Below are 25461 nucleotides of genomic sequence, written 5' to 3'. Positions count from 1 at the left end.
CGGGGTGGAGCAGCCCGGTAGCTCGTCAGGCTCATAACCTGAAGGTCAGAGGTTCAAATCCTCTCCCCGCAACCAAATACCTAAACTAATACAATGCACAAGCGGGCGACATCAGTCGCCCGCTTTGCCGTATCCGCCCCCGTCACAGCAAACCGCCGAGACGGTCGTTCGCGGGGTGGGTGGCGATGACGTTGCAGAAATCCTGCGGCGGCGCGGAAAGCTTCACCGGGGCGTCGTCGATGATGCGGTGAAAGCCGTAGCCGAGGCCCTCCAGGAAATCCCAGGCCTGATGCGTGGGGCTGCTGCGCCGCCCGAGGGTGGCGATGTTCATCTCCAGGATCACCGCAGGATGAAAGCGCTCCAGGGTCGCCCGCCCGCCTGCGAGAACCAGAGGTTCGACCCCTTCGGCGTCCATCTTCACGCAGTCCACCTGCGCAAGGGCCAGATCGGCGCACATGGCGTCGAGGGTCGTCAGCGGCACGCTTTCCTCGCCGTTGGCGGTTTCGTCCGAGAGCAGAGAGAAGGCCTGCGGGTCGTACCCATTGCCGACATGGTAGAGGGTTGCCGTGCCCGTGTGGTCGCCCAGCGCGGCGGCCACCACCGTCACCGCGCGCTCCGGGTTGAGCGCCATGTTGCGGCGCAGCGCGGCGAGCGCATCGGCGCCCGGCTCGACGGCGACGATGCGTCCCTGCGGCCCGGCGAGGCTGGCCGCGCGCAGCGAATAGACGCCGATGTTGGCGCCGATGTCGATGAACACGTCGCCCGCGCGCACCAGCCTGGGCAAGTGGTGCAGCTCCGGCTCCAGATGATCCCGCATCACGAAGGCGGTCAGGGTGGTGTAGCGCAGGTTGGCGGGAACTTGCAGCCTCTCGCCGTCGGCGGTGAGATGGAAGGTGATCGGGCGGCCGAGCGCGACGCGGACGAGCAGCGCCGCGCACCGCCACAGCACCGCCGCCGGATGCGCCTTGAACCCGGGGTGGTCGAACAGCTTGCGAACCTTGGATACGATCCGACCGGTCATTCCGTCATCCCTTCCCTGTGCCGTGCGCGGAGAACTCCGCATCCAGATAAATCAGGCTCGCCGTCAGCGCGGCGACGATGCCCGGCGTGAACACCGGAGAGTAGATCGCCGTCTCCAGGCAGACCATTATGATCATGTCCCCCAGGGCTCGGCGGAAATCCCCGGCGGGGGTCCCGGCGCGCACCGGCGCGCGGCGCAGGGCACGGCGCAGGCCGACGGCATGGATCATGAGAATGAGGACCGCCCCCACCGCACCGTACTCGAAGACCACGCCGAGCCAGCCGATATCCGCGAGGAAGAACAGATCGGAGCCGAAGACGTCGTTCAGCGTCATCGAACTGAAGCGGGTGATCGAGCCGACGCCGAAGATCCACGACAGCGGGGAAACGAGCAGGTAGCGCGATGCCGTCGCCGCCGTCTCCTGCCGCACCGAGAGCGACGCGCCGAGGGAACCGATCAGCGTCTCGGTCCATCCGCCGTCGCCCCCCAGAAGCACCGTCAGGGCGGCGAGCAGGGCAAGGGTGCCGCCGACGCCGACCAGCCCGAGGATGAACCGCCGCGGCAGGCTGCGCAGCGCGATCAGCCCCACGACCACTAGCGCGGCGGCGATGGTGGTGCGCTGCTTGTAGATGACCAGCAGACTGATCAGTCCGAAGCCGACCGGCACCCACCAGGCCCACGCGGATAAGGACGACAGGGCGCGCCGGGCGGAAAAGAACATCAGGATCAGGCCGAAGGTCATCGGCATGTAGATGCGGTAGCCGCGCTCGTAGTCGAACAGGAACAGCTTGGTGACGGCGGAACTGCTGGCATAGAAGGACTTCGGCACGATCAGCCACAGCGCCCACATCACCGCGAAGGTGGCGATCCCCAGCGCCAGGACGACGCGGCGCAGGCGTTCCTCCCCCGGCTTCAGCAGCAGCAGCCCGCCGAGGGCGGAAAAAAAATAGGTCAGCGGCCAGACCTTGGCGGTGGTCGCCAGGGCGTCGAACACCGAATTGCCGAAGTGGATCATCGACAGGGCGGGCGTCACCCCCGCCACATAGACCAGGGTGAGGCCATAGACGCCCTGCGCCGCCGTCAGGCGGCCGCGCAGGCAGAGAAGGGCGAGCGGGAACGCCAGCACCGGCCACGCCTTGGAGAGATAGTAGAGGGGGCCCGCATCGACCATGTAGTGGAAGGACTGCAGGAACATCGGGAGCGCGACGAAAAGGATCAGGGTTTTCGCCCCGCCTTGCGCCTCCTCCGCGCCCTGCGGCGCGGCGGGTCGCGGAGTCCTCGGCCCTCCCCTGCCGGGGAGCGGGCGGATGCGGCCGATCCGCCCCGACGGTGCGACGATGCGCCCCCGGCTCATCGCCCGAACGCCCTGCGCAAGCGGTCGGCCGCCACCAGCCCCACCAGGGGCAGGGATTCGACGAATACCCGCCGGAAATGGCGGCGCGGGTCGGCGAGCAGGCGGTACAGCCATTCCAGGGCGAGGCGGCGCATCCACAGCGGCGCGCGCCGCGATTGCCCGGTGAGAAACAGAAGCGAAGCGCCGATGCACAGCCCCGTGCCGGTCGCGCCGCCGTGCCGGAATATCCGCTGCGCCATCGCCTCGCCCTGCGGCGTGCCGACGGCGAGGAACACGAAGCGCGCGGGATGCGCCGCCACGAAATCGACGCAGGCCCGCATCGCCGCGTCATCGCGCAGCAGGCCCATCGGCGGGAAATGGCATTGCAGGGCGCGCAGGCCGTAGATGCCGCGCAGGCGTTCCGCCATCTCCGCATCGCCGCCGACCACGGTGACCGTATCGTCGGGGCGGATGACCGAGCGGAACAGCCGCGCGGTGAGATCGCTTCCCGCGGCGGCGGGCAGCGCCGGGCCGCCCAGCAGGCGGGCGAGCAGCGCCAGCACCCGGCTGTCGCACAGGCGCAGCCACGCATCGCGGTAGGCGGTGGTGAGATCCGGGTCCGCGCGGTTGATCCGCACCACGTGCTGCGCGTTCGGCGTCACCACATAGGCGAAGGGCGCGTCCGCCGGCCTTTCCGCGACCGCGGCGGCCGCCTCGTCCAGCCCCAGGGGGGTAAAGGCGACGCCGAGGTACGGCAGGACGGGCACCGCGCGGATCATTCCGGCCTCACAGGTCGCGGTTCAGGGTGTAGCTGAACGCACGGCCGAACGGCAGGGCCCTGTTCACGAACTGCTCGATCCAGAGGTTCAACTCGCCGATGGAGCTGCGCGGCACGAAGACGATGTCGCCGGCGGCCAGCGGCACGTCGGCGGTTTTCGCCGCGGCGCCGCCCTCCAGGAAGCCCTGCAGGTCGATCACCTTCAGCATCGGCGTATCGCGCGGCGACCGCCGGATGAGGGCGATCGAACTCAGCAGCGCCTCGTCGCGGAAGCCGTTGGCCTGGGCGATCGCCTCCATCACGCCGATACGCCCGTTGATCGGGTAGGCGCCGGGGCGGGCCACCGCGCCGTCCACGTACACCTTGGCCGAAACCGCATCGGCCACCGCAACCGTCACGATCGGGTCGCGCAGCAGCTTCCGCGCCTTCTCCGTCAGCGTCGCCGTGGCTTCCTCGACGGTCTGGTCCATGACCGAGACGACGCCCGTGGTCTTCAGGGTGATTCGCCCGTCGGGCAGCACCACGGCGGTCTCGTCCATTTCCGGGGTCTTGCGGTACATCACGGAGAGATGGTCGCCCGGGCCGATCAGATAGGGCGGCGCCGCGTCGCTCCACGCGGCGAACCCCTGGGGGTTGCGGTCCCGGGGGGTGACGGTGGTGCCGCCGCAGGCCGCAACCAGCAGCGCCGCGGCGAGGATGAGGAAGCGGAACGGTCTCAGAGCCACCGCAGGACTCCTTTCGGGATGTAATAGCGCCGCCCGGCCACCAACGCCCCCAGCATGTCGCCGCCCACCGAGAGGATGGCGTCGCGGACGTACTGTGCGGTGGCGAGGCGCGTGGTTTCCGCCCGCACCACCAGGATCGAGCCATCGACCAGGGGCGCATAGCGCAGGCCGGCGCGGTTGGCGTTGAGCGGCGGCACATCGATGAGAATCAGGTCGAACGCCGCCGCCAGCTTGTCCAGGACCTCGCGGATCTGCGGGCGGTCCATCCGCGGGTCGCCGAAGACCGAGGCCGCCGCATTGGCGGTGAGGTAGAGGTTGGGCTGGAGCGTCTCCCAGACCTCGGGCGCCTCGCTGCCGCCCGCGGGGGCGATCTCCGGCGCGAACAGCGGCAGGCGCGCGGCATCCGGCGCGATCAGGTTCTCGCGGTGTTTGGAATAGGTCTCGTCGAGATCGAGCAGCAGCGTCTTCTGGCCGTAGCCCTGCGCCACCTCCAGCGCCAGCCCGCGCACCAGCCCGTGCCGGCCGACCGTCTGCGAGGGGGCGACCACCTGAATCACCGATAGCCGCCGCCCGTCCTCGCCGATATCGCGCAGGCGGTTGGCGAGGAAGATCATCTCGTCGGAATTCTGGCGGCTGCGCTCCGGCCCGGCGTCGTCGAAGGTTCCCAGCACCGGCAGGCCGACGCGCCGTTCCACCTCGCCCGGGGTCAGCATCACCTGCCGCCCGCGCGCCGCCGTCAGGCCGCACAGGGCGGCCAGCAGCACCCCGATGAACAGCCCCCCGGCAAGCAGGCTGGGCAGCATGCTGTGCCCGCTCGGCAAGGCGAACGCGGCTTCGATCACCCGCACGTTGGCGCTGCGGGAACGCGCCGCCGCCTCCTCCAGCCGCGCCGCCTCGGCACGGCGGCTGTATTCGCGGTAGTTCTCCTCCTGCACCGAGTAGAGCCGCTCCAGGTCCTTGATCGTCGGTTCCACGGTCAGCAGGTCGTTCATCCGCTCCTGCGCCCGCACTTTCTGCTCCGTCAGTTCCGCCACCTGGCGGTCCACCGCCTCCGCTTCCACCCTCAGGGTCAGCAGGTGGTTGGTCAAGAACTCGATGGCGGGGTTGCGGACCTGGCGGCTGGTCTCGTATTCGGGCTGGTATTTCTCGATGAAGGTATCGATCGCCTTCAGCTGCGTGTCGATCTCCTGGATGCGGGGGTAGTCCGGCTGGTAGCGCTCGATCAGCCGGTCGCGCTCCAGCTGCAGGGCGAGGCGCTGGTTGCGCGCCTGGTCGTTGTCGGTCTGGTTGGACTTCTCGGTGAAGCTGCCGACCACCTGCGGCAATTCGTCCAGGAACTTCTGCGCCTCGTCGATCTCCGCGCGCACCGCCACCCGGCGCTCCGCCATCTGGCGGCTGCGCTGGACGATGCTGTCCATCTGGTTGACCGCCAGCAGGGTTTCCTGTTTGGGGTCGAGCATGCTGTAGCGCGACTTCAGGTCGGAGAGGCGACGCTCGGTGACGTGCAGGTCGTGGAGATACCTCTCCGCCTCCTTCAGCAGGTAGGGGGAGCGGACGTTCTCGAACACCTTGAAGCGGTGGTCGAGGTAGATGTCCACCAGCGAACGGATCGCCTCCAGGGCGATCTCCCGGTTTTCGTGCTCGAACGACACCTTCACCAGGTTGGAGTTGGACGGGGTATCGACGCGGACCCGCTTCTGCGCCATCTCGATCGCGTGCTGGCGGCGCGTCTCCGGCGGATAGGGCGGCAGCAGCCCCAGGAAACGCCGCTGCTTCAACTCGGGGAACAGGGTCTCGGCGCCGATCTCGCCGATCATGCCCTGGATCACCTCGCTCGACCGCAGGATGCCCATCTCGGTTTCCGTCGCCCGCAGCCCGTCTACCGAGATCATCGACGGCACGCCCATCAGGTCCTGGGCGCCGGACTGCTCGCGGCTGAACAGCACCATCAGCCGCGCCTCGGCGGTGTAGAGCAGGGGGAAGCTCGGCGCAGCCAGGGCCGCCAGCAGCACCGGCAGCAGCAGGCTGACGAGGATGACCTTGCGGTGGAAGAACGCCGAGGACAGGCCGTCGCGCAGGGTGAAGGTGGGGCGTGGGGCTGCGCTGCCGGAAGTCATGGGGTCCGCCCCCGAAGGAACTGTTGCCGTCAAGTCCGTCTCTCCAGTTCTGGCGGGATATTCACCTTCGCATGCCTTTCGAACCCGGGTTCAGGGCTTTCGGCACTGGAACCCCGCCCACCTGCGGCTCTGCCAATACGGGTGAATGAACAGGCTCCGAACCGCCGTCCAGACGACGCTTCCCCGCGGGGGACACAGCGACATCGCGGCGGAGGCGGGGTTTCCCCCCCAGTTATCGGGAATGTGCAGATCGACGCGCCATCCCCATGGATCCATCACCGCATCCGTCGCCCACCATCCGTAGGGCAGAACGGAGCGGAAATACTCCCGCACCTCATAGCGGACGTCGCCGCGGTCCTTCTGCATCAATTCCGCCGCCGCCGGGGGAACGCGCAGAAAAAACGCCACGGCCGCCAGGGCGAGGGCACGGGCCGGGCTTCGTCTTCTCTTCCGTTCCCGCTGCGGCGCAGCACTGAAAAACGCCTGGCCTCCAGACACCGGGCCGACTTCCGACATGGCGTTTTTACCGTAACCCATTGTGAAATAATGGAATATTTTCAGAGAGGCCGCCTCGACACCCAAGACATGACATCATTTTAGATATGGCTGTTTTTTTTGCTTCCAAGCGGGAACACGCACGAACACCCACATCTCTCAGATAAGCTTTTTTAACCTATCAAAGCTTAAGATTTGATGGAAATGCAGAAGACGAAAGAGATGGTCCAGATTCCGGCAACGCCCGGACGGGCTTCCGGCATGGTTCGCGGTGCCGGAGCCGCCCTCCTTGTGCGCGGGGTGGAAGTGGGGGGCAAGTTCGTCCTCTATTTCGCCGTCGCCCGCCTGCTCGGCGGGGAGGAGAGCGGCTTCTTCTTCCTCTGCCTGACCTGGGCGCACGTGCTCTCCACCCTTACCCGCATGGGCCTCGACCGCGCCCTGATCCGCCACGTCTCCGCCGAGCTTGCGGTGGGGCAGGGCACGTCGGCGGCGCGCTGCATCCGGGAGGGCGTGGCAGGCAGCGGCCTGCTCGCCTGCGCCGTTGCGGCGCTTTGCTGGGCGGGGGCGGGCCTGCTCGAAACCCACGTGTTCTCCATGCCCGGCCTCGCTCCGGCGCTGCGCATGGCCGCCCTGGCGATCCCGCCGCAGGCCCTCTGCGTCGTCCTCTGCGCCGCCCTGGTCGGCCTGGGGCGGCCCGTCGTCTCCCAGTTCCTGCAGAACGCCTGGTGGCCGCTGGTGCTGCTCGCTCTGGTCGCGGCGGGCTGCCGCTCCGCCGCGGACCTGCTCGCCGGGTTTGCGGCGGCGGGCGCTTCCGCCGGGCTGCTCTGCCTGGGCCTGATCGCCCGCGAGCGCCGCCGCCTGCGCGCGGACGCCGTTCCGGCGGCGGATACGCCGCCGCTGCCGCCGCTGCGCAGCACCGCCCTGCCGCTGGCGGTGGTGGAGGTGGTGCAGGTGTCGATCTCCAACATGCCGGTGCTGGTCCTCGGCGCTTTCGTCTCTCCCGTCGCCGTCGCCGCCTTCAGCGTCGCCAACCGCATCACCCAACTGGTCTGGGTCGTCCTCATCAGCTTCGGCACCATCGCCGCGCCGCGCATCGGCGCCGCGCACCGCCTGCGGGATGATGCGACGCTGAAGTCCCTCAACCGCACCCTGCAGGTCCTGGGCGCCCTCTTCGGCGGCGTCGGCGCCGTCCTGATGGCGCTGCTCGCCCCGTATCTCCTCGGCTTCGTGGGAAGCGGCTACGAGATCGCGGCGGCGGCCCTGGCGGTGATGGCGGCCGGGCAGTTCCTCAACGCCCTGTTCACCGGCCAGGATGTGGTGCTGGCGATGACCGGGCACGGCCGCATCCTGCGACGCATCAACCTGATGCAGTTCATCGTGTGTCTGGCCGCCAGTATCGCCCTCATCCCCCGTATCCAGATGATCGGCGCCGCCATCGCGTCGGCGGTGCCTCTGGCGCTGGGGTGCACCGCATCGGTGATGGCGGTTGCCTGGCTTTTGCCGCGTTCCGCGCCGCTTGGGCCGCGACTGCCCGCGCGCTACGCGCGTCGGCTGTTCGGCCGTGCGCCGGGAACCGATGAGACGTGATGTCGAGCGAGGTCTTGATGGTCAAGAAACCGGAATTCCCAACCGCCTCCCCCGCCGCCGCGCCGACGGCGGAGAAAGACCGGCGCTTCCTGAAATGCCCTCTTGCCTCCGCAAGGCAGACGCGGATCGCCCTGGTCGGCGTGGGCCCGCTGTGCGAAGCGCTGGTCGAATACCTGCGCACCGAGGCGCAGGACACCCACAAGATCGTCGGCGTCTTCGACGAACGCAGCGAGCGGCCGCCGGACGAGATCGGCCGGGAGCCCGTGCAGAGCGGCCTGGTGGGCCTGCGGCGGCTGGTCGAACGCGAGGCCGTTGACGCCGTCATCATCACCCTCTACGACGCGCCGAACGAGCGGATGTTCGAGATCATCGAGCGCATCGGCACCACCGCGGTGGACATCTACCTCCCCCGTGAGCACCGGGACCCGGAGTTCCCCTGGCAGGACTACTGCGAATTCGGCGGCCTGCCCTTCCTGCGGATCAAGGGGCGGCCTTTTCGCGGATTCCCCTCCCTGTTCAAGTGGGTCGAGGACGTCTGCCTGGCGGTCGCGGCGCTCATACTCACCAGTCCGATCCTGCTGCTCGCGGCGATCGCCATCCGCCTGGAAAGCCCTGGGCCGATCCTCATCCGGCAGTTGCGCATCGGCCGGGACGGCCACCTCTTCCCGATGCTCAAGCTGCGCTCGATGCGCGACGACCCCGCCGACGACGGCCGCGTCGGCGTGGTGGACGACGACCCCCGCGTCACCCGTGTCGGCGCATTCCTGCGCCGGACCAGCATCGACGAGCTCCCCCAGATGCTCAACGTGCTGCATGGCGATATGTCGGTCATCGGCCCGCGGCCGCATGTCCCCTATATGCTTGTGGAGGACTCCGTCTACGGCGCAACGGTTGCGGAATACGTGGCGCGCCACCGCATCAAGCCCGGGATTACCGGATGGGCGCAAGTGAACGGGATGCGCAGTGGAATTCGCGATATCGAAACGGCGCGGCGTGGCGTACAATTAGACCTTTATTACATCGAAAATTGGACGCCATGGCTGGATATCAAGATCATTTTCCGAACCATACTCGGCGGCCTGTTTTCCTGATCTTCTTCTTTCTCCTCGCCGCCTGGGGAGTCCTCTGCTGCCTTGCCCCGGCCGCCCGGGCGGCGGTGCCGCGCCCCACGGTCGCCTACCTGCTCAGCTGGGCGGAACACCCGGCCCTCCACGCCGAGGATACCGGCCTCGCCCGGCTTCCCGACAACGTCAACGTCATCATCCTGGCGTTCGTGCGGCCCGATGCCGTCTATTCCGGCAGCGAGAACCTGAGTTCGACCGGCTTCAGCTTTCCCTATCCGCGCGCGCTGCTCGCCCAGGCGATCGCCGAACGCAAGGCCCGCCTGCCCGGCACGCGCGTCCTCATCGCCGTCGGCGGCGCCACGTACGGCGCATGGCGCGCCCTCGACCACCAGGCGATCGCCCGCCTGGTGGCGGACCTGGGCGCCGACGGGGTGGATATCGACATGGAACTCGACAATCCGGCCTGCGGTCCGGATGGCGGCGCCCACGTCTCCTGCAGCGGCGGCCGGTTGTGGCGTCTCGCCATCGAGCGCTTCCGCGCCGCCCTGCCGCCCGCGGCAACGATCTCCATCGCCGGATGGAGCGTCGCCGCATACGGCGAAGGCGCCTGGGCGGAGGCCAAGCCGCGCAGCCCGCACACCGGCGAGTTGCTGGGCCTCTTCCGCCACGAAGCCGGCAAGAAGATCGACCTGATCAACGTCATGGCCTACAACGCCACCGCCGATTACGACGCCGCCGAGGCCTATCGCGCCTACCGCGCCGCCTGGCCCGGCCCCCTGGCGGTCGGCATCCTGGTGCCGCCCGACAACGGCCGGCAGCCCGATATCTCGTTGGAAGGGGTGCGCAGCCTGTGCCGCGTCCTCGCCGCCGACCCCCAGGCCGGTCTGATGATCTACGGCTTCGGCATCGAACCGCCGCCCGGCAAACCCTCGGCCGCCGATATCGCGCAGGAAGCGGCCGGTTGCCTGCACGCCCCCTGACGCCGGTTGCGGGCGCGCCCCGCCGGATCGCGGCGACGTCGGCGGGATCGACCTGCGCTCAACGGCGCGGCGGCCGGTGCCGGGCTTAGGCCGTCTCCGGCTTGTCGGCCCGCCTTTCCGCGAGGAAGCGCCAGAACCGCTCGGCTTCGCGCTGCAACGGCTTGGCGGAGCGGTATATCCGGATGTCCATTTTCGTCGTCCAGGCGGACGATCCGGCGCAGACGAGTTTTCCGTCGGCGATTTCACCGGCAACCGCCGTCTCCGGCATCCACGTGAGCCCATAGCCCTTGAGGGCCATGGCCTTGAGCGCGAAGACGACGGCGCTCTCGTAGACGGTGTCGAGAACCGGCCCCTGCGATTGGTTCGCCAGGATCATCCGCACCAGCTTGATGATGAAGGTCTGCGGCCCGTAGTCGAGGTAGGGCACCGCGCGGTCCGCAGGGCCGTCGAGGGCGTAAAGCGGCGCGCCCGAAGCGTCGGGGACCGACACCGGGATCAGGCGCTCCTGCGCGACCTTGAGCGAGGGGTACTGCGCGCCGTCCAGCAGCAGCGGGCCGGAGGGGTGGAAATAGCACAGCATGAAGTCGCAGTTGTTGGCGCTGAGATTCGCCACGCAGTCGTGGATCGGGGCGCACAGCATGCGGGCGCGCAGCGGGCCGAACTCCGCCTCCAGGGTCTTGATCCAGTCGGGATAGAAATCGGTGGCGATGGTGTGGAGGGTGGCGAAGGCCATGAAGCTCCGCCGGTGCCGCGTCAGGCCCTGGCAGTTGTCGCGTTCCCGATAGATCGTCTGCACCGTCTCCTCGGCCGTCCTGCGGAAGCTTTTGCCTTCCTCGGTGAGGGTGACGGGAAAGGTGCTGCGGTCCACCAGGGGCACGCCGAGCCACAGCTCGAGGCTTTGGATGCGGCGGCTGAAGGTCGGCTGGGTGACGTTCCGCATTTCGGCGGCACGGGAGAAATTCAGGGTTGTGCTGAGTGCGAGGAAGTCCTCGAGCCACTCGAGTTCCATGGCTTCCCCCAAATCGTTGGCCGGTCACTCTCTCGCAGAGATAGTATACGTGTTATGCATAGGGCATTCAAACAATCGATTTCACGGTATTGTCCCGATGCCCTACCCTCGAAGCGTCGATGGGGCGTTCATCGCCGACAGGGATCGATATTGCCTGAGAGGAGAACCGACAGAATGAGCGGTAATTCTGCAAATAAAACGAAGATTTCCTCAATCGATATGTTTCCGGTTCGGATTCCCTTCTTGAGGCCCCATAAGATCGCCCTGGGTTCTGCCGAAGGCAGGGAAGTCCTGATCGTGCGGATGACCGCCGACAACGGACTGGTCGGCCTTGGCGAAGCCATCGCCCATCCCGCATTTTCCGGCGAGACCCTGGGCGCGCTCAAGGCGGGCGTGAACTGCCTGGCGGAATGCGCCCTCGGCGAAAATCCGATGAACCTGAACAAGATCTGCACGTCGATGGACCACAAGCTCTACGCCAACTACGGCGCCAAGGGCGCGATCGAAACGGCGGTCCTCGACCTGCTGGGAAGGTGCCTCGACACGCCCGTCTACAATCTTTTCGGCGGCATCACCAAGGACAGGTTCCCGGTCAGCCGCTCCGCCTCCCATTCCGATCTCGAGAAGGATATCGCCGAGGTGCGGGAATACATGGAGGAAGGCTACCGCATCATCAAGGTCAAGGTCGGCGTCCTCAGCGTCGGCGAGGATGTGGAGCGGGTCAAGGCGATCCGCGAGGTGACGGGGTCCAAGGTGTCGCTCCGCGCCGATGCGAACCAGGGCTGGGACGTGCCTACCGCGCTCAAGTTCATCCGCGGCGTCGAGGATTGCGGCCTCGAATTCCTCGAGCAGCCGGTCGCCAAGTCGAACCTCGACGGCATGGCCTATCTGAGAACCAAGTCGCTGACGCCGATTCTCGCCGACGAGTCCGCCGCCACCGAACACGACGTGCTGGAGATCATCAAGAAGGGGGCCGCGGACTTCATCAGCATCAAGCTGGTCAAGTCCGGCGGCATTCTCGCCGCGCGGCGGATCGCCACGCTGGCCGATTGCGCGGGGATCAAGTGCTATCTCGGCTCGCAAACCGAAACCAGCATCGGCACGGCCGCGGGCCTGCACTACGCCCTGTCGGCCAACTGCTTCGACTACGGCGGCGAGATTTACGGCCCGGCGTTCTTCCTCAAGGACATCACCAAGAGCTCGGTGAGAATCGAGGGCGGGGACATCTATCCCTCCCAGGAGCCGGGATTCGGCGTGGAATTGGATATGGACAGGGTCCGGGAATTTGCGATCGCGGACTGACGGCGTCCGCGCGAAGGACGTGCTTACGGCTGTTGATGGGTGTGATGATGGAGCGGCAAGTGTCTGCAGGGGAGAACGTATTCTTCAAATATCTGCTTGAACCGCAAATCGCGGGACAGGCGGAGAAGTTTTTCGACCTTATGCTCAAGGCCGACGACGCGCATGCGCTGATGCTTCTCGAGGAGGGAATCCTCCGCGAGGACGAGGCGAGGCAACTGCTGAACTTTTCCCGGCAACTCTCCGCCCAGGGCGTTGACGCCATCGAGCTGACGCCGGAAAAGGAAGACCTCTACCTGAACATCGAGGCGCACCTGATCGACACCCTCGGCGACTACGTCGGCGGCAAGCTCCACACCGGGCGGAGCCGCAACGACCTGTACGCCACCATCCAGAGGATCAAGTGCCGGGACATGGTCCTGGATGCGGCCGACGACATGCTCGACCTCAGAAGGGTCCTGCTGCGCATCGCCGAGGAAAACACCGAGACCATAATCCCCGGCTACACCCACATGCAGCCCGCCCAGCCGATCACCTTCGGGTATTACCTGGCGGCTTTGGGGCACGCGTTCGAACGGGATTTCGAGCGCCTGGCCGCGGCCTACGCCCGCACCAACCTCAACCCCTTGGGCGCTTGCGCCCTGGCGGGGACCGGCTTCCCCATCGACAGGACCCTGGTGGGGAGCTACCTCGGCTTCGACGGGAACCTCGAGAACGCGCTGGATGCGGTCGCCTCGCGCGACTACGTGGCGGACATCGTCTTCGCCATGACCATGCTGCTGTCCGATATCGGGCGGATCAACCAGGATTTCTATTTCTGGGTGACCTCGGAGTTCTCGATCCTCAAACTGCCGGACGAATTCGTCGTCGGCAGCAGCATCATGCCGCAGAAGCGCAACCCCATCATCTTCGAGCACACCATGGGCAAGCTTTCCTGCCTGCTCGGCGCCTTCGTCTCCGTGATCACGGCGATGAAGGGGGTGCCCTACACCCATTCCCGCGCCACCAGCGGCGAGGTCTTCACCACGCTGTGGGGCGCTTTCGATGAAACCAGGGCGGCGGTCAAATGCATGTCCGCCGTTCTGGAAAAGATAGAAATCGATAAAGAAAACGCGTTGAGGAACACAAACAAAAACTTCTCCACGGCGACCGAGGTCGCCGACGAGATCGTGCGGAAAATGGATGTTTCCTTCAGGACCGCCTATCAGATCGTGAAGAAATCCGTATTGCCCCTGTACCGCCAGGGGAAGACGTCGGAGGCATTGACCCTGGAGGAGCTGAACCACGCCGCGATGGAGGTGCTTCAGCGGCCTTTGGAGATCACCGCCGAGGACGTGGAGAGGGCGCTTTCTCCGTTGGGGAACGTCAAGAAGAGAACCGTTCTGGGCGGGCCGGCCCCGGAAACGGTGTCCAAGGATCTCGAGGAGATGCGGCTGCGTCTCCAGGGCCATGCCCGTCAGGTTCAGGACTGGCGTGGTAAAATCGAATCCTCGGAAAATACCAGGAAAGACAAGATCGCCAGGATCATCGGGAAAGCGGAGATATGAGCGCCATTGCCGTTTGAAGATTCATGGAAAATACGTTTGTTCTTGGGCCGGTCGGCGCATGTAAAGTTCACCGATTTAAATAAGGAGGAGAAAATGAAGCGAGTTGTCCCTCTCTTGTTTACCGCCAGTTTGATGCTTTCCACGGTTACGGCGGCAAGCACCGCCTCTGCGTATGATGTGCAGCGTCTGTTGCTGGGCACGTCGAGCGCGGGCGGCACCTACTACAATCTCGGCGCCGGTTGGTCCAACATCATCAACAAGTCGGGCAAGAACATCGACGTCACCTGCGAGGTGACCCCCGGCCCGACCACCAACATGCAGCTGATCGAGAAAGGCGACATGGATCTGGGCATGGTCACCGCGTGGCTCGCCGGCGAGGCGACCACCGGGACCGGCTGGGCGAAGGAGCACGGCCCCTACAAGAGCTTCCAGAGCCTGTTCCCCACCCACAGCAGCTATCTCTACATCTATACGCTGAAGGGCAACGGCATCGACACGATCTACGACTTCGCGGGCAAGCACGTCAGCGTCAGCACCGTCGGCTCGACCAGCGACGTGGCGGGCCGCGCGGTTCTCGATGTTCTCGGCATCAAGCCCTCGAAGCTCAGCCGCCTGCCTTCCGGAGCGCAGGTCAACTCGTTGAAGGACGGCACCATCGACGCGGTCTTCGGCGTGACCGGTTCTCCGGCGCCCTGGCTGCTCGACCTCGAGACGACGCACGAGGTGAAGCTCATCCAGCTGTCGGACGGCGACATCGCCAAGCTTTCCAAGGCGTATCCGTTCTGGAGCATCGACCAGATCCCGGCCAACACCTACAAGCATCAGACGAAGCCCTATAAGGCGGTTTCCTTCTGGAACTTCGTGGTGGTGAAGAAGGACGCGCGCGAGGATGTGGTCTACGATCTGGTGAAGACCACCTACGAGCACTACAAGGATATGCTGGCGGTCTCCAAGAGCGCTGCGGGCTTCAATCTCGAGAACGTGCCGAAGATGACCGTTCCGCTGCATCCCGGCGCTCTCAAGTACTACAAGGAAGTGGGGCTGAAGATCCCCGCCAACCTGATCGCGAAGTAACGGCTCCGTAAGCGGCGCATCGGCAGCTTGGGCCGGGACTGCGGTCCCGGTCCGGGCCGCCGCAATGCGGTTTCCGCGGCGGTCCGCACGGGTCCGGGGGGCAGGAGCATCGGCTGCGGCTCTCTCGCGCCGCCGCCGATGGGACTGGAGCGTTTTCGATTGAGGGATTGAACGCCATGCTGTTCAGGAAGAAGAAAGATTCGGACGAGATCGATCTGAAGAACCTCGATCAGGAAGGCTCCAGGCGGGAGCTGACGGGCGGCATCGACAATATCGTCTACGTTTTGGCGATCTTCATGTCCCTGTTCCACATCTACGCCCTGTCCATCCAGGCGGTGACGATGTGGTACGTCTATTCCTTCCATGTCGGCATGGCCGCGGTGCTCACCTTCGCGCTCTACCGGGGCTCGGCCAAGTCGTCCGGCAACGCCATTCCGCTTTACGATTACCTGATCATCGCCGCCACGGTGTTCGCCTTCGGCTATCTGATGGTGGAGGTGGAGGGGCTGGTCTACCGCATCGGCGTATCCCCCACGACCCTCGATCTGGTGGTTTCCATCATCCTGATCCTCGGGGTTCTGGAATTCACGCGGCGCACCTGCGGCAACATTCTGCCCACCATCGCCATCATCTTCCTCGCCTATGCCCAGTTCGGGCACCTGCTGCCCGGCAGGTACGGCCACAGGGCGTATTCCTGGGGCAAGACCCTCAGCTACATGATGGGTCTGGACGGGATATTCAGCACGCCGATTCAGGCGTCGGCGTCGTTCGTCTTCCTGTTCATCGTGTTCGGCGCGTTCCTGTCCGTATCCGGCGCGTCCAAGTTCTTCATCGACCTGGCGGTGAGCGTTTCCGGCGCCTACCGGGGCGGACCGGCGAAGGTGGCGATCATTTCCAGTGCGCTGTTCGGCACCGTGTCGGGCAATTCCGTGGCCAACGTGGTTTCGTCCGGGTCGTTCACCATCCCGATGATGAAGTCCATAGGCTACAAGAACGCCTTCGCCGCCGCGGTGGAGGCGACGGCCTCCACCGGCGGCCAGATCATGCCGCCGATATTGGGGTCTGCGGCCTTCATCATGGCTTCGATCATCGGCATCCCCTACATGGAGATCGTCAAGGCCTCCCTGATCCCGGCGCTGCTGTACTTCTACACCGTGTTCATCACCGTCGATCTCGAGGCGGTGAAGCACAACCTCACCGGCCTGCCGAAGGACCAGCTGCCGAAGTTCAAGACGGTCGCCCTCAAGGAAGGCTATCTGATCCTTCCCCTCTTCGTCCTGATCTTCACCCTCGCGGTGCTGGACCTCAGCCCGATCCGCGCATCGGTCTGGGGCATCGTCACCGCGATCGCGGTCACCTACCTGCGCAAGGAGACGCGCCTCGGCCCGCGGGGGATTCTGAAGGCGCTTTCCGACGGCGCCAAGTCCTCCTGCGGCGTCATCGCCGCATGCGCGACGGCGGGCATCGTCATCGGCGTGCTGAATCTGACCGGCGTGGGGCTCAAGTTCGCAAGCGCCATCGTCGCGCTTTCCGAAGGCAACCTCTGGATCGCTCTGGTGATGACGATGATCGCCTGCCTGATCCTGGGCATGGGCCTGCCGACCACCGCGGCCTATCTGATCTGCGCGTCGGTGGCGTCTCCGGCGCTGGTGCAGCTGGGCGTCTCGGAGCTGGCGTCCCACATGTTCGTGTTCTACTTCGCCTGCATCTCGGCGATCACGCCCCCGGTGGCGCTGGCGGCCTATGCGGGCGCGGGTCTGGCCAAGGCGAAGCCGATCGAGGTGGCCTTCATCGCCTGCAAGCTCGGGATCACCGCGTTCATCGTGCCGTTCATGTTCATCTCCGGCCCGTCCCTGCTGGGCGTGGGCAAGACAAGCGTCATCCTGCTTGCCACCGCATCCGCGATGATCGGCGCGACCCTGCTCGCCTGCGGTTTCCAGTTGCAGGCGTTTTCCCTGAAATTGGACAAGGTTTCCGGAATCCTGCTCGTCCTGTGCGGCCTGGTGCTGATCAAGCCCGGCATCTCTTCCGATGCGGCCGGGCTGGCGGTCGCCGCGGTGGTTCTGGGGTTCGCCTATCTGCGGAACAAAAAGGCGGCGGCGCGGAAGGACGGCACGGCGGCGTCCGGGCCGGGCGCGGACGCCTAGGCTCCGGACTCAGACCCGCACGCCTGCGGCGGCGAGCGCCTGGCGCTTCGCCGCGCCGATGCCCTGCCGCCATTGCGCCTCCTCCCCCGGCGCGGGCAGCACCCGGCCGAACTCCACCATCTGCTCCGCCGGAATATCCTGCACGTAGACCCAGACGTCCTCGGGCGAGAGCCGGGCGATGGCGGCGGCCTGGGCTGCGATCTCCTGCACCAGGGCGGTCTTGGTCTCGGAACTGCGGCCGTCGCGGATCAGCCCGTGGACGAAGAGGTGGGGCGCGGTGTTGGGTTTGCCGCCGATGTAGTGCCTGCCCTCCGCCACCGGCGCGAAGCGCACCTGGGCGAAGAAGGCGGGCGCGCCGGTGGTCGCATGGTGGGCCTGGGTGACCGCCGCGGCGAGGTCGGCCTCCTGCGCGGCGGTGAGGGTGAGGTTGGCGGCGGTGACGGTATAGGTCGGCATGTCGTCCTCCTTGTGCGGGCGTCGGAGGACGTAGATAGGCATTCCCGGCGGCGGCGTCACCCTGCCAGGGGGGCGGTCCGGAACAGCCGCACGTGCAGCCCGCCGTGCAGCACCGGCGGCGCGGGCGGCGCGAAGGGCAGCCCGGTGGCCGCGGCCAGGCCGGCCTCGTTGGTGACGAGGCCGACGCGCCAGCCGGAGAAGCGCGCGGTCAGCGCCTGCCCCAGCGCATGGTGGAGGGCGAGGAGGGGTTTCTTGTCGCCGATGCGCGCGCCGTAGGGCGGGTTGACGATGACCAGGCCGGGCGGCCCTTCCGGCGCGGCGAGGGCGGAGACCGCATGGCAGCGGAACGCGGTGATCCCGTCCACCCCGGCGCGCGCCGCGTTGGCGCGGCTCATTTCGACGGCTCCGGCGTCGCGGTCGCTGCCGTAGAAGCGGAAGCCGGGCGCGGGGCCGGGGGGCGCGGCGCGCATCGCCTGCCACGCCGCGGCGTCGAAATTCGCCAAGTGCTCGAAGGCGAAACCCCGCGAGCGCCCCGGGCTCAGCCCCAGGGCGATCTCCGCCGCCTCGATCGGAAAGGTGCCGGAGCCGCACATCGGGTCGAGCACCGGCTCGGCCCCGGTGAAGCCGCACTGGCGGAGGAACAGCGCGGCGAGGTTCTCCCGCATCGGCGCCTTGGCCACCGCCTCCTTGTGGCCGCGCTTGTGCAGGGGCTCGCCCGAGGTGTCGATGCTGAGGGTGCAGAGGTCGTCGTCGATGCGCGCGAGCACCCGCACCGGCGCGTCCTCGGCGACCGGCGCGCCCAGTTCCTCGGAAATCGCGCGGGCGATGCGCTGCGCCGCCGCGCCGCCGTGGTAGATGCGGCAGCCCTTGGCGCACGAGGCCTCCACCCGCACCGCCACGCCGGGGCGCAGCACCTCGCCCCAGGGGATGCGCCGCGCCCGCTTGTCGAGCTGCGCCAGGTGGAGGGCGCGGAACGCGCCGATGCGCGCCAGCACGCGCGCCGCGCCGCGCAGTTCGAGGTTGGCGCGCCACACCTCGGGCCAGCCGCCGCGCACGGAAACCCCGCCGCGGCCGGTGCGCGGCGCGGCGAAGCCCTTGTCCCGCGCCTCGTCGCAGAGGGCGGCCTCCAGGCCGGGGGCGGTGACGAGGAAGATTTCGAAATCGCTGTCCATGCGCTGCCTTAACCCGCCGCGCCGCCGGGCGCAAGGACGCCGGCGAGGAAAATCTCCACCGCGGCGTCGGCGTGCGCCTGCATCTGCGCCATCTGCGCGGTCATGTCCTCGCCGATGGCGTGACGGATGAGGGAATCGCCGATGACCATGCCGCAGAAGATCTGGGAGAGCATCACCGGGTCGTGCGGATGCAGCAGCCCCTTGTCGATGCAGCGCTGGAAATAGGCGCCGAGCTTGCGGTCGCGGGTGTCGGGGCCGAGGCGCAGGAAGGCTTGGCCGAGCTCGGGGAAACGCGGCCCCTCGGCGATGAGGATGCGCAGGAAGGCGATGGCGAAGGGGTCGTCGAACAGCGCCGCGACGAACCGCCGCGCGAAATCCCGCAGGGCCTCCTGCGGCGGCGTGTCGCTCTCCCCCAGGAAGTCGAAGGTGTAGGAGATGTGCAGGCTGCCCTCCTGCATCACCTCGGCGAACAGCCCCGCCTTGCTGCCGAACAGCCCGATCAGCGTGGAGCGCGAGCCGCCGGAGCGGGTGACGATGTCGCTGAGCGTGGTGCGTTCGAAGCCCTTTTCCAGAAACACCGCGCGCCCGGCCGCGAGCATGGCCTGGCGGCGGAGGGCGATCCTGGCGGAGAGGGGCTTGTCCATCGGCTGGTTTTCCCATCGTCGGCGCGGCCTGTCCCGCCGGTGCAGGCGGTTTTGCCACAGGGTGCGCGTTCCTGACCGGATTTGTGAGCTATGTCACCCTAAAAAATCTCGGATCGCTTGCTCGCAGGAAAATACTGTACTACATAGTACACGATTTTGGAACGCAGGGTCGAGGAAGCAATGAGAAGTTTCGTCAAAGCTGGGGCGCTGGCCCTGGGCGTGGTCGGCGTGGCCGTTCTGGGCGGTTGCCAGGATAAGGCGCCGCAGCCGCGGAGCGCCGTCGAGGTCGGCACCGTGACCCTGGTTCCGCAGCGGGTGGAGTTTTTCGCCGAGTTGCCGGGCCGGACCTCGGCCTACCGGGTGGCGGAGGTGCGCCCCCAGGTCAACGGCATCGTCAAGAAGCGCCTGTTCGAGGAAGGCGCGGAGGTCGAGGCCGGGCAGCAACTCTACCAGATCGACCCCGCCAAGTACGAGGCCAACCTCGCCAGCGCCCGCGCCGATCTCGCCAAGGCGGAAGCCAACGTCAAGACGGTAGAGGCCAAGGCGAAGCGCTATGCCGACTTGGTAGCGGTCCACGCGGTGAGCAAACAGGATCGCGACGACGTCGTCGCCTCGCTGGCGCAATACCGGGCGGAGGTGCAGGCGGCCAGGGCGGCGGTGGACCTGGCGCGCATCGACCTCGGCTACACCAGGGTCTACGCGCCGATCTCCGGCCGCATCGGCAGGTCCGCGGTCACCGAGGGCGCGCTGGTCACCGCCGGCCAAACCACCGCGCTCGCCACGGTGACGCAGCTCGATCCGATCTACGTGGACATGACGCAGTCCAGCGACGACATGGCGAAGCTGCGCCGCGCGGTGGAAAGCGGCCAGATGCAGGGCAAGCTCGGCACCGGCACGCGGGTGTCGCTGAGCAGTTCGAACGGCGGCTACGCCTATGCCGAAACCGGGACCCTGCAGTTCTCCGATGTGACGGTGGACCAGACCACCGGCACGGTGACCCTGCGCGCGATCTTCCCCAATCCGCGGCATGAGCTTCTGCCCGGCCTGTTCGTGCGCGCCCGCGTCGCCCAGGGGGTGAACCCCGATGCGCTCACCGTGCCGCAGGCGGCGCTGGTGCGCGATGCGGTGGGCGGCGCCAACGTCTGGATGGCCGGGACCGACGGCAAGGCCGGGCTGCACCCGGTCAAGCTCGCCCAGGCGAACGGCGACGGCTGGGTGGTCGCCTCCGGCCTCAAGGCGGGCGACAAGGTCATCGTCGATGGCCTGCAACGTCTGCGCGCCGGCGTGCCGGTCAAGGCCGTGGACCTTACCCAGACCGCCGAGACCGCCCCCCCCGGAGACGCCGCCGCGCGTTAAGGAATCCGTTTCATGATCTCGAAATTCTTCATTGACCGCCCGGTCTTCGCCTGGGTGATCGCCATCGTCATTATGCTCGCGGGCGGCCTGGCGGTGCTCAGCCTGCCGGTGGCGCAGTATCCGACCATCGCGCCGCCCTCGATCGCGATCACCGCCACCTATCCCGGCGCCTCGGCGAAAACCCTGGAAGACACCGTCACCCAGGTGATCGAGCAGAAGATGATCGGCCTCGACCACTTCCGCTACATGTCCTCGACCAGCGATTCGTCGGGTCACGTCAGCATCAAGCTCACCTTCGAGCCGGAGGCCGATCCCGACATCGCCCAGGTGCAGGTGCAGAACAAGCTGCAGCTCGCCACGCCGCTTCTGCCGCAGGAGGTGCAGCAGCAGGGCATCACCGTCGGCAAGGCGTCGAAAAGCTTCCTCATGGTGGTGGGCTTCGTCTCCGCCGACGGCTCGATGAGCCGGGAGGACATCGCCGATTACGTGGGATCCAACATCGTCGATCCGATCAGCCGCGTCTCCGGCGTCGGCGACACCACGCTGTTCGGCCGCCAGCACGCCATGCGCATCTGGCTCGACCCCGACAAACTCAACAGCTACGGCATCACCACCACCGAGGTCGCCGCCGCCATCGAGGCGCAGAACGCCACGGTCTCCGCCGGGCAGTTGGGCGGCCAGCCCGCGGTCAAGGGGCAGGTGCTGAACGCCACGATCATCGCGCAGCAACGTCTGGAAACCGCCGACGAGTTCAAGGACATCCTGCTGCGGGTCAACCGGGACGGTTCCCGCCTGCGTCTTGCGGATGTCGCCCGCGTCGAGGTCGGCGGCGAGGACTACAGCATCCTGTCCAGCTACAACCGCATGCCGGCGTCCGGCATCGCGATCAACCTCGCCACCGATGCCAACGCGCTGGATACCGCGGCGGCGGTGCAGGCCAAGCTGCAGGATCTGTCCAAGTTCTTTCCGCCGAGCCTGAAGGTGGTCTCCCCCTACGACACCACGCCGTTCGTCAAGATCTCGATCGAGGAGGTGGTGAAGACCCTGGCCGAGGCGATCCTCCTGGTGATCGCGGTGATGTATCTGTTCCTGCAGAACTTCCGCGCCACGCTGATCCCCACCATCGCGGTGCCGGTGGTGCTGCTCGGCACCTTCGGCGTGATGGCGGCGGCGGGGTTCTCGATCAACACCCTGACGATGTTCGGCCTGGTGCTGGCGATCGGCCTGCTGGTGGACGATGCCATCGTGGTGGTGGAGAACGTCGAACGTGTGATGGCGGAGGAAAGGCTTTCCCCCTATGCCGCGACGCGAAAATCCATGGAGCAGATTTCCGGCGCTCTGGTCGGCATCGCCCTGGTGCTGTCGGCGGTGTTCGTGCCGATGGCGTTCATGAGCGGTTCCACCGGCGCGATCTACCGCCAGTTCTCGATCACCATGGTTTCGGCGATGGTGCTCTCGGTGGTGGTCGCCCTGGTGCTTACTCCGGCGCTCTGCGCCACCATCCTCAAGCCGGTGGACAAGGATCGCGAGAAACGCAAGGGCGGCTTCTTCGGCTGGTTCAACCGCAACTTCAACGCCATGCGCCTGCGCTACAAGATCGCGGTGCACGGCGCGGTGCGCACCACCGGGCGCTACCTCCTGATCTACGGGCTGATCGTCGGCGGCTTGGCGTTCCTGTTTCTGCGCATGCCCACTTCCTTCCTCCCCGACGAGGACCAGGGCGTGATGTTCGTCCAGGTGACGACGCCGGTCGGCACGCCTCGCGAGAAGACCGCGGAGGTGATGCGTCAGGTCGAGGACTACTTCCTCACCAAGGAAACCGATACGGTGGAAAGCGTGATGTCGGTGGCCGGTTTCAACTTCGCCGGACGCGGCCAGAATTCGGGCATGGCCTTCGTCAAGCTCAAGGATTGGGATCTGCGCGGCAAGACGGAGCAGAAACTGCCCGCCCTGGTGAAGCGTTCGATGGCGGCTTTCGCGCCGCTGCGCGCGGCCCTGGTCTATGCCATCCAGCCCCCGCCGATCTCCGAACTCGGCAACGCCACCGGCTTCGACTTCCAACTGATGGATCGTTCCGGCGTCGGCCATGCCCAACTGCTGGAGGCGCGCAACATGCTGCTCGGCATGGCGGCGCAGAACCCGGCGGTGACGGCGGTGCGCCCCAACGGCCTGGAGGACACGCCGCAGTACCGCGTCACCATCGACCAGGAGAAGGCGCAGGCCCTCGGCGTCTCGATTTCCGATATCAACACCACCTTCTCCACCGCGTGGGGGTCGTCCTACGTCAACGACTTCAACGAACGCGGCCGGGTGAAGAAGGTGTACATCCAGGCCGATGCGCCTTTCCGGATGATGCCCGACGACGTCAACCGTTGGTACGTGCGCGGTTCGGGCGGCCAGATGGTGCCGTTCTCCGCCTTCGCCACCGGCGAATGGATCACCGGCGCGGCGCAGCTCGAACGCTATAACGGCGTCGCCTCCATGGAGATCATGGGCAACGCCACGCCGGGCAAAAGCTCCGGCGACGCGATGGCGGCAATGGAGGACATGGCGGCGAAACTGCCGGTGGGCATCGGCTACGAATGGACCGGCCTCTCCTATGAGGAGCGCCTCGCCGGGAGTCAGGCCCCGGCCCTGTACGCGATTTCGCTGATCGTCGTCTTCCTCTGCCTCGCCGCATTGTACGAAAGCTGGGCGGTGCCGTTCTCGGTGATGCTGGTGGTGCCGCTCGGCGTGCTCGGCGCGGTGGCGGCGGCGACGCTGCGCGGGCTGTCCAACGACGTCTACTTCCAGGTCGGCCTGCTCACCACCATCGGCCTGTCGGCGAAGAACGCCATCCTCATCGTCGAGTTCGCCAAGGAGCTCTACGAACAGGGCAAGCCCCTGATGGGCGCGACGATCGAGGCGGCGAACCAGCGCCTGCGGCCGATCCTGATGACCTCGCTCGCCTTCATCCTCGGCGTGTTGCCGCTCGCCATAGCGAGCGGCGCGGGCGCGGGCAGCCAGAACGCCGTCGGCGTCGGCGTGATGGGCGGCATGATCTCGGCGACGGTGCTGGCGGTGCTGTTCGTGCCGGTGTTCTTCGTCGTGGTGCTGCGGATCTTCGGGCGCAAGCCGCGGCGCGTCACCATACTCTCCGACCAGGAAGGAAAAGCGCAATGACGAGGACGACCGCCCTGCGCAGGGCGCTTCTGGCCGCGACGATGCTCGGCGCGCTTTCGGCCTGTTCGCTGATCCCGGACCTGCAAACCCCGGCCCCGCCGGTGGCGCAGGCCTGGCCCGCCGGGTCTGCCTATGCCCCCCAGGCGGCGGAACCCGGCGGCAAGACCCTGGCCGACCTCGGCTGGGACGAGGTGTTCCGCAGCAAGACCCTGCGCAGCCTGATCGCCGCGGCGTTGGAGGCCAACCGCGACCTCCGCATCGCCGCGCTCAACGTCGAGGCGGCGCGCGCCGCCTATGGCGTGTCGCGGGCCGACCTGCTGCCCACGGTGGACGCGAACGGCGCGCGCAGCCGCGCGCGCACGCCGCGGGAACTCACCAGCAGCGGCCGCGCGGCGACCGCCACCACCTACACCGCCAACCTCGGGGTGACGGCGTTCGAACTCGACTTCTTCGGCCGCCTGCGCAGCCTCAACGCCCAGGCGCTGGAGACCTTCCTCGCCACCCAGGAGGCGCAGACCGGCGCCCGCATCGCGCTGATCGCCGAAGTCGCCAACGCCTGGCTCACCCTGCAGGCCGACCGGCGGCAGCTGCGCCTCACCGAGGAGACCCTGGAGACGCGGCAGACCTCCCAGGCGCTGATCGACGCGAGGTTCGAAAACGGCATCGCCACCGAACTCGACGTGGCGCAGGCGCGCACTTCGCTGGAAACCGCGCGGGTCAACCTCGCCTCCTATACCCGCGCCGTGGCGCAGGACCGCAACGCCCTCGAACTCCTGGCCGGGCGGCCGCTCGCCGAGGCGGATATCGCCGACGACGGCGACGACCTCTCCTCCCTGGTGGCGCTGCCGCCCGCCGGGCTGTCCTCCGCGGTGCTGCTGCGCCGCCCCGACATCCGCGAGGCGGAGCACGCGCTCAGGGCCGCCAACGCCACTATCGGCGCGGCGCGCGCCGCGTTCTTCCCCACCATCTCGCTGACCGGCAGCGCGGGCTTCGGCAGCGCGCGGCTGGGCAGCCTGTTCGAGGGGGCGTCGCGCGCCTGGACCTTCGCGCCCTCGGTCAGCGCGCCGATCTTCGACGCCGGGCGCAACTTCGCCAATCTCGACGCGGCGAAGGCGCAGCGCGACATCGCGGCTGCGACCTACGAAAAGGCGATCCAGTCCGCCTTCCGCGAGGTCGCCGACGGCCTGGCGGCGCGCAAGACCCTGGTCGAGCAGATCGCGGCGCAGACGGCCCTGGTCGCGGCGAGCGAAAAATCCTTCTTCCTGTCGCAGGCGCGCTACGACCGCGGGGTGTCGAGCTACCTCGAGGTGCTGGATGCGCAGCGCTCCCTCTATGCGGCGCAGCAGGCGCAGATCGGCCTGGAGCTCACCCAGCTCGCCAACCTCGTCACCCTCTACAAGTCCCTGGGCGGCGGCCCGCCGCCGCAGTCCTGATCGGCGCCGCAACGAAAAAGCGCTCCGCCGTCCGGCTGGCCGGGCGGCGGAGCGCTTGCGGT

At 67.2% G+C, this 25461-nt stretch carries 20 protein-coding genes; 10 read left to right on the top strand and 10 right to left on the bottom strand.

Annotation, left to right across the window (positions count from 1 at the left end; translation table 11 throughout):
- Positions 1-142: 142 nt before the first annotated feature.
- From O7R11_RS11310 to O7R11_RS11285, 6 genes are all read right to left on the bottom strand, one after another.
- Positions 143-1021 (bottom strand): FkbM family methyltransferase, encoded by an 879-nt coding sequence (locus tag O7R11_RS11310; protein ID WP_337997627.1) that lies wholly within the window; start codon positions 1019-1021, stop codon positions 143-145.
- Between the two features lie 4 nt (positions 1022-1025).
- Positions 1026-2375, bottom strand: coding sequence for a hypothetical protein (locus tag O7R11_RS11305; protein WP_337997626.1), 1350 nt, complete (start codon positions 2373-2375; stop codon positions 1026-1028).
- Complete coding sequence (locus O7R11_RS11300; RefSeq protein WP_337997625.1) at positions 2372-3121, bottom strand: WecB/TagA/CpsF family glycosyltransferase; 750 nt, start codon at positions 3119-3121, stop codon at positions 2372-2374. The genes O7R11_RS11305 and O7R11_RS11300 overlap by 4 nt, the downstream gene beginning before the upstream one ends.
- A gap of 19 nt (positions 3122-3140) precedes the next feature.
- A complete protein-coding gene (locus O7R11_RS11295; RefSeq protein ID WP_337997624.1) occupies positions 3141-3857 on the bottom strand; it encodes a polysaccharide biosynthesis/export family protein in 717 nt (238 codons plus the stop codon).
- Positions 3848-5974: a GumC family protein gene (locus tag O7R11_RS11290; protein WP_337997623.1), complete on the bottom strand. Its 2127-nt coding sequence runs from the start codon at positions 5972-5974 to the stop codon at positions 3848-3850. Before O7R11_RS11290 ends, O7R11_RS11295 begins: the two co-directional genes overlap by 10 nt.
- A 90-nt stretch (positions 5975-6064) precedes the next feature.
- Positions 6065-6556: a hypothetical protein gene (locus O7R11_RS11285; protein WP_337997622.1), complete on the bottom strand. Its 492-nt coding sequence runs from the start codon at positions 6554-6556 to the stop codon at positions 6065-6067.
- A 111-nt stretch (positions 6557-6667) separates the two neighbouring features.
- On the opposite strand from O7R11_RS11285, the gene O7R11_RS11280 reads away from it, so the two are divergent.
- The 3 genes from O7R11_RS11280 (at position 6668) to O7R11_RS11270 (ending at position 10100) form a co-directional block, all read left to right on the top strand.
- Positions 6668-8056: a lipopolysaccharide biosynthesis protein gene (locus O7R11_RS11280; RefSeq protein WP_337997621.1), complete on the top strand. Its 1389-nt coding sequence runs from the start codon at positions 6668-6670 to the stop codon at positions 8054-8056.
- Positions 8056-9147: a sugar transferase gene (locus tag O7R11_RS11275; protein ID WP_337997620.1), complete on the top strand. Its 1092-nt coding sequence runs from the start codon at positions 8056-8058 to the stop codon at positions 9145-9147. The genes O7R11_RS11280 and O7R11_RS11275 overlap by 1 nt, the downstream gene beginning before the upstream one ends.
- 65 nt (positions 9148-9212) lie before the next feature.
- Positions 9213-10100: a glycoside hydrolase family 18 protein gene (locus O7R11_RS11270; RefSeq protein ID WP_337997619.1), complete on the top strand. Its 888-nt coding sequence runs from the start codon at positions 9213-9215 to the stop codon at positions 10098-10100.
- Between the two features lie 85 nt (positions 10101-10185).
- On the opposite strand, the gene O7R11_RS11265 is transcribed toward O7R11_RS11270, so the two are convergent.
- Complete coding sequence (locus O7R11_RS11265; protein ID WP_337997618.1) at positions 10186-11109, bottom strand: LysR family transcriptional regulator; 924 nt, start codon at positions 11107-11109, stop codon at positions 10186-10188.
- Positions 11110-11352: 243 nt separating this feature from the next.
- On the opposite strand from O7R11_RS11265, the gene O7R11_RS11260 reads away from it, so the two are divergent.
- From O7R11_RS11260 to O7R11_RS11245, 4 genes are all read left to right on the top strand, one after another.
- Positions 11353-12411 (top strand): mandelate racemase/muconate lactonizing enzyme family protein, encoded by a 1059-nt coding sequence (locus O7R11_RS11260; RefSeq protein ID WP_337997617.1) that lies wholly within the window; start codon positions 11353-11355, stop codon positions 12409-12411.
- Between the two features lie 59 nt (positions 12412-12470).
- On the top strand, positions 12471-13955 hold the full coding sequence (gene argH / locus O7R11_RS11255; RefSeq protein ID WP_337997616.1) for an argininosuccinate lyase: 1485 nt from the start codon (positions 12471-12473) through the stop codon (positions 13953-13955).
- A gap of 93 nt (positions 13956-14048) precedes the next feature.
- Complete coding sequence (locus O7R11_RS11250; RefSeq protein WP_337997615.1) at positions 14049-15029, top strand: TAXI family TRAP transporter solute-binding subunit; 981 nt, start codon at positions 14049-14051, stop codon at positions 15027-15029.
- A 176-nt stretch (positions 15030-15205) separates the two neighbouring features.
- Entirely contained in the window at positions 15206-17176 is a 1971-nt protein-coding gene (locus O7R11_RS11245; protein ID WP_337997614.1) for a TRAP transporter permease, read from the top strand.
- Positions 17177-17185: 9 nt separating this feature from the next.
- Here the strand turns inward: O7R11_RS11245 and O7R11_RS11240 are convergent, their stop codons facing one another.
- From O7R11_RS11240 to O7R11_RS11230, 3 genes are read right to left on the bottom strand one after another with little or no spacing between them, the layout of a single operon-like run.
- Complete coding sequence (locus O7R11_RS11240; RefSeq protein ID WP_337997613.1) at positions 17186-17632, bottom strand: tautomerase family protein; 447 nt, start codon at positions 17630-17632, stop codon at positions 17186-17188.
- A 56-nt stretch (positions 17633-17688) separates the two neighbouring features.
- Positions 17689-18804, bottom strand: a complete 1116-nt coding sequence (locus tag O7R11_RS11235) for a THUMP domain-containing class I SAM-dependent RNA methyltransferase (protein WP_337997612.1) — start codon at positions 18802-18804, stop codon at positions 17689-17691.
- 8 nt (positions 18805-18812) lie between these two features.
- Positions 18813-19448 carry a TetR/AcrR family transcriptional regulator gene (locus tag O7R11_RS11230; protein ID WP_337997611.1) on the bottom strand — a complete coding sequence of 212 codons (636 nt, stop codon included), beginning with the start codon at positions 19446-19448 and terminating at the stop codon, positions 18813-18815.
- 180 nt (positions 19449-19628) lie between these two features.
- Between O7R11_RS11230 and O7R11_RS11225 the strand changes: the two genes are divergently transcribed.
- From O7R11_RS11225 to O7R11_RS11215, 3 genes are read left to right on the top strand one after another with little or no spacing between them, the layout of a single operon-like run.
- Complete coding sequence (locus O7R11_RS11225; protein WP_337997610.1) at positions 19629-20804, top strand: efflux RND transporter periplasmic adaptor subunit; 1176 nt, start codon at positions 19629-19631, stop codon at positions 20802-20804.
- A 15-nt stretch (positions 20805-20819) separates the two neighbouring features.
- The gene (locus O7R11_RS11220) at positions 20820-23966 is read left to right on the top strand and encodes an efflux RND transporter permease subunit (protein ID WP_337997629.1); all 3147 of its coding nucleotides are present in this window, start codon (positions 20820-20822) and stop codon (positions 23964-23966) included.
- Positions 23963-25399: an efflux transporter outer membrane subunit gene (locus tag O7R11_RS11215; protein WP_337997609.1), complete on the top strand. Its 1437-nt coding sequence runs from the start codon at positions 23963-23965 to the stop codon at positions 25397-25399. The genes O7R11_RS11220 and O7R11_RS11215 overlap by 4 nt, the downstream gene beginning before the upstream one ends.
- Positions 25400-25461 lie beyond the last annotated feature (62 nt).

This window comes from Oleispirillum naphthae, from assembly GCA_027864655.1.
Classification (GTDB): Bacteria; Pseudomonadota; Alphaproteobacteria; order Rhodospirillales; family Rhodospirillaceae; genus Oleispirillum; species Oleispirillum naphthae.
The sequence above is the reverse complement of the archived record's forward strand: the minus strand, read 5'-3'. Positions and strand labels throughout refer to the sequence as shown.